Raw genomic sequence first — 13,931 nt, 5'->3', positions numbered from 1 at the left:
TCCGGAGGGCCGGACTTGTGGGTCTGGTGAATGAACCTTCGTCTCGGGCAGCACGCTACCACTGCCAGTCTGTTCATTGAACCCACCTCGACCGTGGACTACGCTGGCCCGCATGGCGCTGGGAATCGACTACGAACTGCAGGACTGCGCACTGGCCCGCGCCCTGGAGGTGGTCGGCGAACGCTGGAGCCTGCTGATCGTCCGCGACGCGTTCTACGGCGTGCAGCGCTTCAACGACTTCCTCGCCCACCTCGGCATCCCGCGCGCCGTACTCACCGCGCGCCTCAACGCCCTGGTCGCGGCCGGGGTGCTGCGCAAGGAGCCGTACCAGCAGGCGCCGCTGCGCCACGGCTACCTGCTCACCGACGTCGGCCTCGAACTCTGGGGCCCGCTCTACCAGTTGAGCCGCTGGGGCGGCCGGCACGCCACCCCGGGCGGCCCGCACCATCTGTTCTCGCACCTCGCCTGCGGCACCGACCTGGACCTCATCGGCGCCTGCCCCGCCTGCGGCGGCGGGCCCGTCCCCCCGGCCGAGGTCGCCATGTGCCCCAACCCCGCCCACACCGGTGGCCACCGCGAGGACCCGGTCTCCCGCGCTCTGGTCCGCCCGCACCCGCTGCTCGAACCGATCGCCTCGGCCGCCGCGGCTTAGACCGTTTTCTGCCGAGCGCCGCAAGGTGGGCAGGCCGAGGAGGCCGCCGGCAGGTCGCCGACGGCCTCGGGATGCGGCACCTCAGGGGGTGCTGCCGGTCAGGAGTGGAACCGCACCTCCGGGTTGGCGGCGGTCGGCCCGTCGAGCAGCGGCTGGTCGATGCCCTTCAACTGGAGGTCGAAGAACGCCCCGACGTACTGGCGGGTGAGCTGGACGGCCCGCTGGCCCGACAGGGTGGTGTCCGGCCCCTGGGGCATGCCGAGCGCCTCGAAGAACAGCGGGAAGTCGGTGAAGCTGCCGTGGTCGGAACCGTCGACGGTCAGCCACTGCTTCCAGCCGTCGAGCCGGGGCCAGCTCTTGATCCAGCTGGTGTCCTCGTCGCCGCCGGGCAGCGGGTGGCCCATCATCAGGAACGGCTTTCCGCCGATGCCGGACTCGGGCACCAGGTAGTCCATGCTGCCGTCCAGGTCCGCCCCGGCCTTGATGCGGTCGTCGGTCACCAGCGCCGGGACGGCGGACGCGCCGCCGGCCGAGTGCCCGGCCATGCCGATCCGGTCGCGGTCGATCATGCGGGCGTAGCGCCAGGCGGGGTGGGGGCGGACGGTCAACTGGTCGATGACGAAGGAGACGTCCTTCGCCCGGCTCTCGTCCAGGCCCTGCCAGGCCTCGGGGGTCTTGAGCGTGCCGCACACCACGCAGGGCAGCGTCTGCCCGTCCGGGAAGGTGGTGCCGGTGTTCTCGTAGGTGTGGTCGACCAGGGCCACCACGTACCCGCGGCTGCCCAGGTCCTCGGCGAGGCTGGTGAGCGAGGCGCGCGGCATGGTGAAGCCGGGCGACAGCACCACCAGCGGGTAGTGGCCGCCCTTCGGCTGCGCGTCCGTCGCCGACCAGGTGCGGGTGTTGGTCACGTCCTCGGTCGGGAGGGTGTTGCCCGGGAGCTTGCCGTCCAGCAGCATCCGGGCGGCCGCGGCGGTCATGTACGGGGCCGGGCTGCCGGTTCCGGCGTGCGCGGGGTAGTACATGGTGACCATCAGCTGACGCGGCCCGGCGGAGGGGACCCACGGGTCGGGGCGGTTCTGGTCGACCAGGTGCAGGACCTCCTGCCCGACCGCGTACGGCCCGGTCGGGCGCGGGAGTTCGACGTGGACGGCGTTCGGGGCGGTGGTGGCGCCGGTGGCGGAAGCGGTGGCGGCGGCCGGGGTGGCGGGCGCCGCCAGGGCCGGTGCGGCCGCGGCGACGGACAGGGGAAGCGCGAGCAGCAGGGCGGCCGCGGCCGCGGTGGTGCGAAGGCGGTTCGTGTGTCGGCTCATGAGACCGACGGTAGGTCGCGGACAAGGGAACTGACGTCCGCTCAGCGGTGTACTGATCCCTTGCGGGATGGGCCCTCGGCGGCCCCTAGGGGAAGGTGTGGATCAGTCGAGCGCCTCCAGGACGGTGGCGTTGGCCAGGCCGCCGGCCTCGCACATGGTCTGCAGGGCGAACCGGCCGCCGCTGCGGCGCAGTTCGTGCACCAGGGTGGTCATCAGGCGGGTGCCGCTGGCGCCCAGCGGGTGGCCGAGGGCGATGGCGCCGCCGTTGACGTTGAGCCGGGCCGGGTCGGCGCCGGTCTCCTGCAGCCAGGCCAGGACCACGCTGGCGAAGGCCTCGTTGACCTCGAACAGGTCGATGTCGGCGAGCGACAGGCCGGCCCGGCGCAGCACCTTCTCGGTGGCGGGCAGGACGCCGGTGAGCATCAGCAGCGGGTCCGATCCGGTGACCGCGAAGGAGTGCAGTCGGGCCAGCGGACGCAGCCCGAGCCGGGCGGCGGTCTCGCTGCTGGTGATCAGGACGGCGGAGGCCCCGTCGTTGATCGGGCTGCTGTTGCCCGCCGTCACCGACCAGTCGATCTGCGGGAAGCGCTCGGCGAAGGACGGGTCGGCGAAGGCCGGCCGGAGCCCCGCGAGCACCTCGGGCGAGGTGCCCGGGCGCACCGACTCGTCCATGGCCACCAGGCCGTCGGGCGTCGGCACCGGGACCAGCTCGGCCGCGAACCGGCCCTCCGCGTGGGCCCGGGCGGCCTTGGCGTGGGAACCGGCCGCGAACTCGTCCATCGCCTCCCGGCTGATCGACCACTTGGCGGCGATCAGCTCGGCGCTGACGCCCTGCGGGATCAGCCCGCCCGGGTAGCGGGCCGCGACCGAGGCGCCGAACGGGTCCGCCCCCGGCGGGACGTTCGACCACATCGGCACCCGGCTCATCGACTCGATCCCGCAGGCCACCACGAGGTCGTACGCCCCGGAGATCACCCCCTGGGCCGCGAAGTGCACCGCCTGCTGGGAGGAGCCGCACTGCCGGTCGATGGTGGTCGCCGGAACGGACTCCGGGAACCCGGCCGCCAGCCAGGCGTAGCGGGTGGTGTTCATCGCCTGCTCCGCGACCTGGTCGACACAGCCGCCGATCACGTCGTCGACCAGGGCCGGGTCGACGCCGCTGCGCCCGATCAGGGCCTGGAGGGTGTGGGAGAGCAGTTCGACCGGGTGGACGCCCGAGAGCGATCCTCCTGGCTTGCCCTTCCCGACGGGCGTGCGGACGGCTTCGACGATCACGGCATCGCGCATGGCGGGCCGCCTCTCCTCTGGGGTGAATTGGAAAAGCAAACTCACTATAGGTCGGTGAGTTTGGGAATCCAACCCAATCCGACCCGCTAGGTGTTCGCCATGGCGCTCCGGGGCTGGGGCTGAGACCGGAGCTCAGACCGGGGCCGGAGCTCGGACCGGGGCTGAGACCGGGGCTCGGGCCGGGAGCGGAGCTCCTCCAGGAACTCCGCCGCCGCGCGGGCATTGGACACCGGGAGGGTGAGCGGCAGTCCGACCGACCGCGTCCGGATCTCCAGCTCCCCGAGGCCGGACGCCCGGACCGAGTGCACCTCCGCCCACCGGTGGGCCTCCGTCGGGGCCAGGTGATGCGCGGGCCGGTGCACCAGACCGGCGGCCGTCACGGTCAGCCGCCCCCGGGCGAACCGGACGCTCCCCTCGGTGCGCAGCGCCTCGTGCAGGTCGGCCCGGAGGCCGGGGGAGAGGCGCTCGTCCACCTCCCGCACCAGCCCCTCCAAGCCGTGCAGCTGGGTCAGTACCAGGGGCCCGTCCATGCCGGTGGGCCATATTCGACCCAGCTCGGGCCCCCGGCGGTGCCCGCCGGGGGAGTACTCCACGGCCTCGATGCCCGCCCAGGGCAGCAGCCGCTCGCCGCCGTCCGCCCGGACCAGCGCCAGCCCGCCCTCGTGGACCCGCACGGAGTGCAGGCCGGGCGCGGGCCGCAGCACGCCGTACCCGCTCACGGCCACCACCGCCACGGCCGCCACCACGGGCGCGGGCCACCACTCACCGAGCGCCAGGCAGAGCGCCAGTGCCAGGGCCGCCGCGGCCGCGTCCAGCCACGTCCGCGCCCGCCACGGCACCGGCCGGAACGCCCGGTGCACCCGCACCACCGGCCCGAGCGGACCGGTCGGCCCGCACCGGGCCTGGCCGTTCTCCATGAACGACTGCGCCCATGCGGGCGACCACACCATCGCCACTTCGGCCTCCTTGCCCTCGGCGGTCTCCGCAACCGTCCCCAACCGGAACTGCGGCTGTCGGATCACCAGGATCGATCGCCCGCCGCCTTCGGGGACAGTGCCAATCGACACCTTTTGGCCCGAAACAGCCGGACTGTGTCCGGAGCAGGGGTGCCGTTCGGCCCATAGGGGCTCTGGGGTGGTCGACGGGCGGCCGCCAAGCAGCCAATGGACGGCCGCCAAGCAGCAGACCCCCCGCTCAGCGTCCGGCCGCGCCGAGCCCCACCTGCAGCCGCCGCAGCAGCGCCGTGCCCGCCGCGTCCACCGGCCGCCGACTGTTGGCCAGCACCACCACCCCCACCCGCTGCTCCGGGTCGAACGCCAGGAAGGAACTGGACCCGCCCGTCCCCCCGTTGTGCCACAGCTGCAGGTGCCTGCCCTGCTGGGCGTGCAGCCGGTGCCCGAGCCAGCCGAGGTGCGTCCACGCGCACGGGTTGACCCGGTGGCGGGTCTCCCGGGTGAGCAGCATCGCGGGCGCCAACGGCGCGTCAGGCTCGCGCTCGGCGGCCAACTGCGCCCGCAGGAAGGCCGCGAGGTCGGCCGCCGTGGAGCGGAGCCCGCCCATGCCCGGGAGCGCCGCGAAGTCCCAGGACGGCACCGGGCGCCCGCCCGGCGCGTGGCCGGTCGCCAGCCGTGCGGACTGTTCGGCGTCCGGCCGCAGACAGGTGTCGGTCAGCCCCAGCGGCGCGCAGACCTCGCGCGCCACCAACTCCCCGTACCCGGCGTCGGCCCGGTGGGCGAGGGCCAGTCCGAGCAGCCCGGCGCCGAGGTTGGAGTAGCGGAAGGCGCGCCCGGGAGTGGAGTGAAGCCGCGTCCGCGCGAGCCCGGAGAGTATTCGCTCGGTCGTGCAATGGGCGTACGGGTCGGGCCGGTTGGGCCGGAGCAGTCCGCGCAGCAGCATGCCCCGGGGCAACCGGGGGAGCCCCGAGGTGTGGGTGGCGAGGTGCCGCAGGGTGATCGCCTCCCCGCCCCGGGTCGGCACGGCCGCCGGGCGGGGGAGCACGTCCGCGAGCGGCTCCGCGAGCGGCTCGTCGAGGCGTACGGCGCCGTCGAGCGCCAGCTTGGCGAGCGTGAGCGAAGTGAACACCTTGGTGACGGAGCCGATGTCGAACAGGGTTCGGGCCCCGGGTACTTGGCCCCCCGGCCCCGTCCGCCCGGCGCCGTGGACCGCCACGGCGTCACCGGCCAGCCCGGCGACCACCACGCCGACGCACCGGCCGGCGAGGCGGTCGGCGGTCTGCTGCACGAGGCGGGCTAGTTCGTCCATGTGTGCGAGCCTAGGCGCCCACGACCTGCGAAGTCGTCCGCCTGGGAAATGATTTCGCCCACCCCGGATGCTCCCACGGGTGTACGCCCCCGTACGCCCCAATCCCCCCGCAACGCTCCCAGTGCCCAACCCCTGCCGCCCAACCCCCTTGCCAGTCGACCCCGTTACCGCCCCAGTCCCCCCGCAACGCCCCTACCCCTCCCCGAGCGCCGCCCGCAACCGCGCCGCGACCTCCGCCGCCCCCGCCTCGTCCGGGTACTTCCCGCGGGGCCAGAAGAACCCGCGCAGCCCGTCCTTGGGATTGCGGGGCACCACATGGACGTGCAGGTGCGGCACCGACTGGCTGATCCGGTTGTTCGCCGCGACGAAGCTGCCCGCCGCGCCGAGGCCCCGCTCCACCGCCGCCGCCACCCGCTGCACCCGCAGGAAGAACGGCCCGACCTCCTCGGCCGGCAGGTCCGGCAGGGTCCGGTGGTGGGTGCGCGGCACGACCAGCACGTGGCCGGGGAACAGCGGCCGGCGGTCCAGGAAGGCCACCGCCGCCTCGTCGTCCAGCACCCGGTGCGCGGGCTCCTCGCCCGCCACCACCGCACAGAACACGCAGTCCATCCGTCCATTCAAACCACCGGCGGCGTCCCCGGCACCTCCGCAAACCCGGATCCGCCCGGCTTCACCCGTCCGGCGGCCGACCGCGTGCGCCCGGCCCGGCAGCGGGCGCACGGTGCTGCGAGGGGGAGGGGGACGGACCGACGTGGCGCACCCGCGCCGCACGAGGAGGTGGCCCGGATGTCGGGCAAGTTCGAGGTCTACCAGGACGCCGGCGGCAAGTACCGGTTCCGACTCAAGGCGGGCAACGGCGAGATCGTCGCCACCGGCCAGGGCTACGTCAGCAAGGACGCCGCCCACAAGGGCGTCGAGGCCGTCCAGCGGGCGGCCGACGGCGCACCGGTGATCGACGTCCCGAAGGCCGCCTGACCCGGCCCGGGACGGGCGGAAGCCCCGCGGCCGGGCCGACACCCGGCAGGCCGCGGGGCACCACCGGCCGCGGGGCGTCGCCGGCCACCATCGGCCACCACCGGCCACCGCCCCTACTCGTACCGGTACAGCAGCGCCTCGCGCTCCGTCTGCTCGATCATCTCGACGGTCAGCGAGTCGTCCCGCAGGTGCGACAGCGTGACCTCCGCCGACGTCGGCTGCGCGTCCTTGGCCAGCCAGTTCTCCGGCTTCCACGCGGACCCGCGCATCAGCGACTTCGGGCAGTGCGCGTACACCTCCTCGACGGCCACCACGATCGCGCTGCGCGGCGGCTTGCCGACCGCCGTCAGCTGCCGCAGCAGCTCCGGGTCGGTGGAGACGCAGGCCCGCCCGTTGACCCGCAGCGTGGTGTCCCGGCCCGGGACGACGAAGAGCAGGCCGACCCGGCCGTTCTCCAGGATGTTGTGCAGGGTGTCCAGGCGCTTGTTGCCGGTGGCGTCCGGAATGGCCAGGGTGTGCTCGTCGAGCACCGAGACCAGCCCGGCCGGGCCGCCGCGCGGGGAGACGTCGCAGCGGCCGGCGGCGTCGGAGCTGGCGACGAACACCAACGAGGAGCAGGCGATGAGCCGTTGGGCGACCTCGTGGAGGTGGTCCACCTGCTTGCGGCGGGCGTGGTCGCCCGGCTGCTCGTAGACCTCGCGCAGCTGGGCCGGCTCGGTGAGGGCGCCCGCGCTGAGGGCGGCGAACAGGCCGTTCGGGGCCTGCGCGGAGGACGACGACGACGCGGGGGCTTCCGGTATGAGGGTCATACCGGGAATCTAACGGAGGCCCCTCCCCGCACCGCTTCCCGCGAGTTCCCCAACTCTCCGTGAAAGAGTCGCTCCACCCCTCCCCACCAGCGGGTTTCCGCTGATAATGGGGCCAAGGACTCCAGCCAGCCGGAGGTGGTGGCCGTGATCGTCAGAATCTGGGCCGGGCAGGTCACGGCCGATCGCATCGAGGAGTTCTGCGCGCACCTGCTCAGCCAGGTGATCCCGCAGCTCGGGCGGACGGACGGCTGCCTCGGCGGTGAACTGCTGCGCTCGGTGACCGAGGGCGGGCACCGGGTGCTCGTGGTGAGCCGCTGGCGCGACGAGGAGGCCCTGCGCGGGTACGCCGGGCCGATGTGGCGGATCCGGCCGGTCTGGTCGGAGGGTGAGCTGCACTACCTCCTGCACCCCCCGGAGGTCAGCCACTTCACACCGATCGCCGCACCCGCCACGCTCTGAGCCCGGCCGGGCCTGAACGCCCGGCTGAGCCTGAACGCCCGGCCGGTCCGGAACGTCCGGCCAAGCCTGAACGCCCGGCCGGGCCCGACCGCCTCCGTCCGGTCACACCGACAGCGGCACCGGGTGGATCTCGTCCGCCGGGTGCCCGGTCCGGTCGTGCACCCGCTGCACCGCTTCCTTGGTCGGCGCCTCGGACAGGCAGTACACCGTCCCCGACTCCGGGTCCGCCCAGGCCTGCTCGAAGTGCACGCCCTCCTCGCCCTCGACCGCCAGGTCGGCCGCGTGGGCCGCCCTGAGCTGCTCCGCCGTGATGCCGGTCATCCCGTGGTGGATGTCCATGAACTTCATCGCGCTCGCCTCCGACTCCGAAACCGCGCTCGCGCCCGAACCCCCGCCGACCCCTCCCGGGCCTTTCCGGCCCCACCACCAGGGTCACCCTGCGCGTACGGCCCCGCCACCGCCGCAGCCCCGCCACCGCCGCCGCCACCGACGCCGTACCGCCCCGCCGCGCATTCCCCGCAAGTCCGTGAAACAGGCCACAGCGGAACCCTCTCCCTGGGCTTGCGCCCCGCGTGGCACAATGACGTCAACAGCAGTGACGTTCAGCGCACTCCGGGGTCGGTGAAAATCCGAACCGGCGGTTACAGTCCGCGACCCGTCCGCAGCCAGCGGCCGGTTGACCAGGTGAAATTCCTGGACCGACGGTTAAAGTCCGGATGGGAGGCGTGCGCGGGCGGACGAAGAGCAGTACCCGTGGTCCATCACGAACCGGACCGGACCACGGTCAGGTGAACGGCGGGAGAGGTGTCTCCCGGGTCGGGCGAGCGATCTCCCGACGGCTCCGGCATCCCGGCGACGGGTCGTGTCGACAGTTCTGTGCACCGTTGCCCGTCCGTGTCATCTCCCCATGCCGCCCCGGAGTCCGCGCCCCAAGCGCGAGGAGAACCCGGGTGTTCACCGGCATCATCGAAGAGCTCGGCGAGGTCGTGTCGATCGAGGAGATCGGCGACTCCTCGCGCATTCGCCTGCGTGGCCCGGTGGTTCGTGCCGGCGCGCGGCACGGGGACTCCATCGCGGTCAACGGCGTCTGTCTGACCGTGGTCGACAGTGCCGAGGAACTGGCCGCAGAGACGGCCGAGTTCAGCGCCGACGTGATGGCCGAGACGCTGCACCGTTCCAGCCTGGGCGAGTTGAAGCCCGGCTCCCCGGTCAACCTGGAGCGCGCGATGGCGCTCGGCGCCCGGCTCGGCGGACACCTGGTCCAGGGCCATGTCGACGCCACCGGACGGCTGTTGAGCCGCGAGCCCGGCGAGCGGGACGCGGCCGGCAACCTGCGCTGGGAGGTGCTGCGCTTCTCGCTGCCGGAGTCCATCTCCCGCTACCTGGTGGAGAAGGGCTCGATCACGGTCGACGGCGTCAGCCTCACCGTGGTGGAGGCGGCCCGCGACAGCTTCACCGTCAGCCTCATCCCGGCCACCCTGGCGCTGACCACGCTCGGCGCGAAGACCCTCGGCGAGAGCGTCAACCTGGAGGTGGACGTACTCGCCAAGTACGTGGAGCGGCTGCTCGAATCGCGCACCCTCCCGAACCTCCCGAACCTCCCGAACCTGCCCCACACCGCAGAGACCACCGCGGACACCGCACACACCACGCACAGCACGGGGGACAACGAATGAGCTGGCTCAGCGGAGAGGCGTTCACCGTCCTCGGTGAACACGTGAAGTGGGCCGACATGATCGGCAACCTGCTCGGCTTCGGCGGCCTGGCACTCGGCTGGCGCCGCTCGGTGTGGAGCTGGCCGGTCCAACTCCTGTCCGGCGCCGTCCTGATCGCCGCCTACCTCGGGGGCCACGTCCCCGGCCTGATCGGCAAGCAGCTGATCGTCATCGTCACCGCCGCCTGGGGCTGGTCGCAGTGGCGGCGCGGGCGCCGCGACACCGGCACGATCTCCGTCCGGTTCGCCAACTGGCCCGAGCGGGCCGCGCTGGTGGCCGGCACCGCGGTCGGCACCGTCGCGCTGGCGTCGCTGTTCTCCGCCTACCCCAGCCTGTCCTGGAGCCCCTGGTCGGACGCCTACATCTTCGTCGGCACGCTCGCCGCGATGGTCGCCCAGGCGCGCGGCTGGCTGGAGTTCTGGTTCGCCTGGATCGCGGTCGACGTGGTCGGCGTCCCGCTCGCCTTCAACAGCGGCTACACCTTCTCCGGCCTCACCTACTCCGTCTACTTCGTCCTGGTGCTGCTCGGCCTGCGCTCCTGGTGGCTGAGCACCCGTGAGCCGCGAGTCACGTCCTCCAACGTCCCGCAGGGAGTCACGGCATGACCGAGAACCAGACCCAGCCCGGCGCCCGGCCCGGCAGCGACGGTGACGAGCTCGTCCTCGACCCGGTCGAGCGGGCGATCGCCGACATCGCGGTCGGCCGCGCGGTGATCGTGGTCGACGACGAGGACCGGGAGAACGAGGGCGACATCGTCTTCGCCGCCTCCGCCGCGACCCCCGAGCTGATGGCCTTCACCATCCGCTACAGCTCCGGCGTGATCTGCGCCCCGATGACCGGGGAGGAGCTGGACCGCCTCAAGCTCCCGCCGATGACCCAGGTCAACGAGGACCGCAAGGGCACCGCGTACACCGTCTCGGTGGACGCCCGCGAGGGGGTGGACACCGGCATCTCCGCCGCCGACCGCGCCCGTACGGTCCGGCTGCTCTCCTCGCCCGGCACCGAGCCGGGGGACCTCACCCGGCCCGGCCACGTCTTCCCGCTGCGCGCCGTCGAGGGCGGCGTGCTGGTCCGCCCCGGGCACACCGAGGCCGCCGTCGACCTGGCCCGGCTGGCCGGGCTGGCGCCGGCCGGTGCGATCGCCGAGGTGGTCAACGACGACGGCACCATGGCCCGGCTGCCCGAGCTGGTCGCCTTCGCCCGCGAGCACGGCCTGGCGATCATCTCCATCGAGGACCTGATCGCCTACCGCCGCCGCACCGAGCTGCACGTCGACCGGGCCGCCACCACCGGCCTGCCCACCGTGCACGGCGAGTTCACCGCCGTCGGCTACCAGGGCACCATCGACGGCGTCGAGCACATCGCGCTGGTGGCCGGCGGCCTCGGGGCCGACGGCCGGCTGCCGGACGGCGAGGACGTGCTGGTGCGGGTGCACTCCGAGTGCCTGACCGGCGACGTCTTCGGTTCGCTGCGCTGCGACTGCGGCCCGCAGTTGGAGGCCTCGCTCCAGCGGGTCGCCGAGGCCGGCCGCGGCGTGGTGCTCTACCTGCGCGGCCACGAGGGCCGGGGGATCGGCCTGGCCCACAAGCTGCGCGCGTACGAGCTGCAGGAGCAGGGCCGCGACACCGTCGACGCCAACCTGGACCTGGGCCTGCCCGCCGACGCCCGCGACTACAGCATCGCGGCGCAGATGCTGGTGGACCTCGGCGTCCGCTCGCTCACCCTGCTGACCAACAACCCGCAGAAGCTGACCGCGCTCACCGACCACGGCCTCAAGGTCAAGGGGCGCGAGGCGGTCGAGATCGCGCCCGGCGAGCACAACCTGCGCTACCTGCGCACCAAGCGCGACCGGATGGGCCACGACCTGCCCGGCCTCGGCTCCTGAGCCACCCGCCGAACCACCCGCTGAACACCCGAACCCCCCTCCCAAGGACAGGAAGTAGCGACATGAGCGGCCACGGAGCCCCCGAGCTGACCATCGACGGCGCCGCCGACCTCAAGGTCGCGGTCATCGCCGCCCAGTGGCACGACAAGGTGATGAACGGCCTGCTGGACGGCGCCCACCGGGCGCTCAAGGAGCTGGGCGTCGCCGAGCCGACCGTGCTGCGCGTGCCCGGCACCTTCGAGCTGCCGGTCGCCGCCAAGCGCCTCGCCGACCGCGGCTACGACGCCGTGATCGCCCTCGGCGTGGTCATCCGCGGCGGCACCCCGCACTTCGACTACGTCTGCCAGGCGGCCACCTCCGGCCTCACCCAGGTCAGCGTGGACACCGGCGTGCCGGTCGGCTTCGGCGTGCTGACCTGCGACAACGAGGAGCAGGCGCTCGACCGGGCCGGCCTGCCGGGCTCCGCCGAGGACAAGGGCCACGAGGCCGTCACGGCCGCCGTCGCCACCGCCGTCGTGCTGCGCGACGCCCGCTGACGGCAGGCCTTCACCGCCGCCGTCGCCACCGTCGTCGTCCTGCGCGACGCCCGCTGACGGCAGGCCGTACGGTCCCGGACCGTGGACGTCCATCGGACTGTCCACGGTCCGGGACCGTTTACCGTCCGTCCGCCCGCACGCCGTAAGGTGGCCCCATCATGGCTTCGAAGACATTCGAGGAGCTCTTCGCCGAGCTCCAGCAGAAGGCCGCCACCGGCGACCCCTCGTCCTCCCGTACCGCCCAGCTCGTCCAGCAGGGCGTCCATTCGATCGGCAAGAAGGTCGTCGAGGAGGCCGCCGAGGTCTGGATGGCCGCCGAGTTCCAGTCGGACGAGCAGACGGCTGAGGAGATCTCGCAGCTCCTCTACCACCTTCAGGTGATGATGATCGCCCGTGGGCTGACGCTCGACGACGTCTACAAGTACCTCTAACCGCTCCCGACAGCACCCCTCCCCAACAGGTAAGGAACCGACTTCCCATGCTGCGCATCGCCGTCCCCAACAAGGGTTCGCTCTCGGGTCCCGCGGCGGAGATGCTCCATGAGGCCGGCTACCGCCAGCGGAAGGACCCGAAGGAGCTCGTCCTCGTCGACCCGAACAACGAGGTCGAGTTCTTCTTCCTCCGCCCGCGCGACATCGCCGTCTACGTCGGCTCCGGCCGCCTCGACGTCGGCATCACCGGCCGCGACCTGCTGCTGGACTCGCACTCCAACGCGGAGGAGGTGCTCGCCCTCGGCTTCGCCGGGTCGACCTTCCGCTTCGCCCGCCCCGAGGGCGTGGACGTCAAGGACGTGCAGGGCCTGGAGGGGCTGCGGATCGCGACCTCCTACACCGGCCTGGTCGAGCAGCACCTGGCCGACCACGGCGTGACGGCGACGGTCACCAAGCTGGACGGCGCGGTCGAGACCGCGGTGCAGCTGGGCGTGGCCGACGTGATCGCCGACGTGGTGGAGACCGGCACCAGCCTGCGTAACGCCGGCCTGGAGGTCTTCGGCGAGCCGATCCTGGTCTCGGACTCCGTGGTGATCCGCCCCAAGGGCGCGGGCGAGGACGCCCGGGTCGAGCAGTTCCTGCGCCGCCTCCAGGGCGTGCTGGTGGCCCGTCGCTACGTGCTGATGGACTACGACATCCGGGCCGAGAAGGTCGGCGCCGCCGTGGCGCTCACCCCCGGCCTGGAGTCGCCGACCGTCTCCCCGTTGCACACCGAGGGCTGGGTGGCCGTCCGGTCGATGGTGCTCCGCAAGGAGGCCCAGCAGATCATGGACGACCTGTGGGGCATCGGCGCCCGGGCGATCCTGGTCACCAACATCCACGCCTGCCGCCTCTGACCCACCGCACGCCTCTGACCCACCACGCCGCCGGCCCACCGCACGCCGCTGACCTGCGTGCACGCCTCCGAACCGCTCGCACGGCGCTGACCTGCGTGCACGGCGAAGAGTAAAGAACGGTTCAATGGGGCGGGGACGCCGACCGGCGTCCCCGCCCTCGTGCTGTCGCGACCGTCGCAACCCAGAACCACCGGAGACCCCACGTGTCCACGCCGCCCGTCGAGTTCCCCGTCACCTGGGCGCCCCGCCGCACCCGCGCGGTGCTGCTGCCGGTCTGCGCCATGCTCGTGGCGCTGTTCGTGGTGCTGGCGGTGCTGCTCCCCGCGAACTGGCAGCTCAACGACCGGATCGCGATGGTCGCCAGCGGCGTGCTGTTCGCCACCGTGGGCCTGATGCTGGCCCGCCCCCGGGTGAGCGCCGACGCCGAGGGTGTGACGGTGGTCAACTTCGTCCGCAGCCGCCGGCTGTCCTGGCCGGAGATCGTCCGGGTCAACTTCCGTCAGGGCGACCCGTGGGCCACCCTCGACCTCGCCGACGGCACCTCGCTCGCGGCGGTCGGCATCCAGTCCGGCGTCGGCAAGGACCAGGCGATCGCGGACGCCCGCGCCCTGCGCGACCTGGTCGAACACCACGCCCAGGTCTGACGGCGGCCGGCGCGGGAGGGCGCGGCGGCGGAGCGCGGCGGACCGGTGAGCCGGTGTACCCGCCGGCCCG

Annotated in this window: 17 protein-coding genes and 1 riboswitch; of the genes, 10 read left to right on the top strand and 7 right to left on the bottom strand. The window is 73.1% G+C overall.

What is annotated here, in order from left to right:
- The first annotated feature begins 112 nt into the window (after positions 1-112).
- Entirely contained in the window at positions 113-652 is a 540-nt protein-coding gene (locus ACFVXG_RS35285) for a winged helix-turn-helix transcriptional regulator (protein WP_387933607.1), read from the top strand.
- 98 nt (positions 653-750) lie between these two features.
- On the opposite strand, the gene ACFVXG_RS35280 is transcribed toward ACFVXG_RS35285, so the two are convergent.
- From ACFVXG_RS35280 to ACFVXG_RS35260, 5 genes are all read right to left on the bottom strand, one after another.
- The gene (locus tag ACFVXG_RS35280) at positions 751-1,962 is read right to left on the bottom strand and encodes an alpha/beta hydrolase family protein (protein ID WP_387933605.1); all 1,212 of its coding nucleotides are present in this window, start codon (positions 1,960-1,962) and stop codon (positions 751-753) included.
- A 102-nt stretch (positions 1,963-2,064) separates the two neighbouring features.
- Complete coding sequence (locus ACFVXG_RS35275; protein ID WP_387933603.1) at positions 2,065-3,249, bottom strand: thiolase family protein; 1,185 nt, start codon at positions 3,247-3,249, stop codon at positions 2,065-2,067.
- Positions 3,250-3,335: 86 nt separating this feature from the next.
- Complete coding sequence (locus ACFVXG_RS35270; RefSeq protein ID WP_387933601.1) at positions 3,336-4,271, bottom strand: hypothetical protein; 936 nt, start codon at positions 4,269-4,271, stop codon at positions 3,336-3,338.
- A 172-nt stretch (positions 4,272-4,443) separates the two neighbouring features.
- Positions 4,444-5,511 (bottom strand): serine hydrolase domain-containing protein, encoded by a 1,068-nt coding sequence (locus tag ACFVXG_RS35265; RefSeq protein WP_387933599.1) that lies wholly within the window; start codon positions 5,509-5,511, stop codon positions 4,444-4,446.
- 192 nt (positions 5,512-5,703) lie between these two features.
- A complete protein-coding gene (locus ACFVXG_RS35260) occupies positions 5,704-6,120 on the bottom strand; it encodes an HIT family protein (protein ID WP_387933597.1) in 417 nt (138 codons plus the stop codon).
- Positions 6,121-6,297: 177 nt separating this feature from the next.
- On the opposite strand from ACFVXG_RS35260, the gene ACFVXG_RS35255 reads away from it, so the two are divergent.
- The gene (locus tag ACFVXG_RS35255) at positions 6,298-6,486 is read left to right on the top strand and encodes a YegP family protein (protein WP_387933595.1); all 189 of its coding nucleotides are present in this window, start codon (positions 6,298-6,300) and stop codon (positions 6,484-6,486) included.
- A gap of 113 nt (positions 6,487-6,599) precedes the next feature.
- Here the strand turns inward: ACFVXG_RS35255 and ACFVXG_RS35250 are convergent, their stop codons facing one another.
- Positions 6,600-7,295: an MSMEG_1061 family FMN-dependent PPOX-type flavoprotein gene (locus tag ACFVXG_RS35250; protein WP_387933593.1), complete on the bottom strand. Its 696-nt coding sequence runs from the start codon at positions 7,293-7,295 to the stop codon at positions 6,600-6,602.
- Between the two features lie 144 nt (positions 7,296-7,439).
- On the opposite strand from ACFVXG_RS35250, the gene ACFVXG_RS35245 reads away from it, so the two are divergent.
- Entirely contained in the window at positions 7,440-7,754 is a 315-nt protein-coding gene (locus ACFVXG_RS35245; protein ID WP_387933591.1) for an antibiotic biosynthesis monooxygenase family protein, read from the top strand.
- Between the two features lie 102 nt (positions 7,755-7,856).
- Here the strand turns inward: ACFVXG_RS35245 and ACFVXG_RS35240 are convergent, their stop codons facing one another.
- The gene (locus tag ACFVXG_RS35240) at positions 7,857-8,102 is read right to left on the bottom strand and encodes an SCO4226 family nickel-binding protein (RefSeq protein WP_387933589.1); all 246 of its coding nucleotides are present in this window, start codon (positions 8,100-8,102) and stop codon (positions 7,857-7,859) included.
- Between the two features lie 256 nt (positions 8,103-8,358).
- Positions 8,359-8,486, top strand: a riboswitch (FMN riboswitch).
- Positions 8,487-8,704: 218 nt separating this feature from the next.
- Between ACFVXG_RS35240 and ACFVXG_RS35235 the strand changes: the two genes are divergently transcribed.
- The 7 genes from ACFVXG_RS35235 (at position 8,705) to ACFVXG_RS35205 (ending at position 13,861) form a co-directional block, all read left to right on the top strand.
- Positions 8,705-9,430 carry a riboflavin synthase gene (locus ACFVXG_RS35235; protein WP_387933588.1) on the top strand — a complete coding sequence of 242 codons (726 nt, stop codon included), beginning with the start codon at positions 8,705-8,707 and terminating at the stop codon, positions 9,428-9,430.
- Positions 9,427-10,074, top strand: a complete 648-nt coding sequence (locus ACFVXG_RS35230) for a nicotinamide riboside transporter PnuC (RefSeq protein ID WP_387933586.1) — start codon at positions 9,427-9,429, stop codon at positions 10,072-10,074. Before ACFVXG_RS35235 ends, ACFVXG_RS35230 begins: the two co-directional genes overlap by 4 nt.
- Positions 10,071-11,354, top strand: a complete 1,284-nt coding sequence (locus ACFVXG_RS35225; RefSeq protein WP_350506379.1) for a bifunctional 3,4-dihydroxy-2-butanone-4-phosphate synthase/GTP cyclohydrolase II — start codon at positions 10,071-10,073, stop codon at positions 11,352-11,354. Before ACFVXG_RS35230 ends, ACFVXG_RS35225 begins: the two co-directional genes overlap by 4 nt.
- A 62-nt stretch (positions 11,355-11,416) precedes the next feature.
- Entirely contained in the window at positions 11,417-11,890 is a 474-nt protein-coding gene (gene ribH / locus ACFVXG_RS35220) for a 6,7-dimethyl-8-ribityllumazine synthase (protein WP_387933584.1), read from the top strand.
- A gap of 158 nt (positions 11,891-12,048) precedes the next feature.
- Positions 12,049-12,321, top strand: a complete 273-nt coding sequence (locus tag ACFVXG_RS35215; RefSeq protein WP_030279806.1) for a phosphoribosyl-ATP diphosphatase — start codon at positions 12,049-12,051, stop codon at positions 12,319-12,321.
- A 47-nt stretch (positions 12,322-12,368) separates the two neighbouring features.
- A complete protein-coding gene (gene hisG, locus ACFVXG_RS35210) occupies positions 12,369-13,217 on the top strand; it encodes an ATP phosphoribosyltransferase (RefSeq protein WP_387933582.1) in 849 nt (282 codons plus the stop codon).
- Positions 13,218-13,420: 203 nt separating this feature from the next.
- The gene (locus tag ACFVXG_RS35205; protein WP_387933580.1) at positions 13,421-13,861 is read left to right on the top strand and encodes a PH domain-containing protein; all 441 of its coding nucleotides are present in this window, start codon (positions 13,421-13,423) and stop codon (positions 13,859-13,861) included.
- The last annotated feature ends 70 nt before the right edge of the window (positions 13,862-13,931 follow it).

Origin of the sequence: Kitasatospora sp. NPDC058162, from assembly GCF_042884005.1 — a bacterium.
Taxonomy (GTDB): domain Bacteria; phylum Actinomycetota; class Actinomycetes; order Streptomycetales; family Streptomycetaceae; genus Kitasatospora.
Note: the sequence above shows the minus strand (reverse complement) of the source record. Positions and strands in the feature narration are given on the sequence as shown.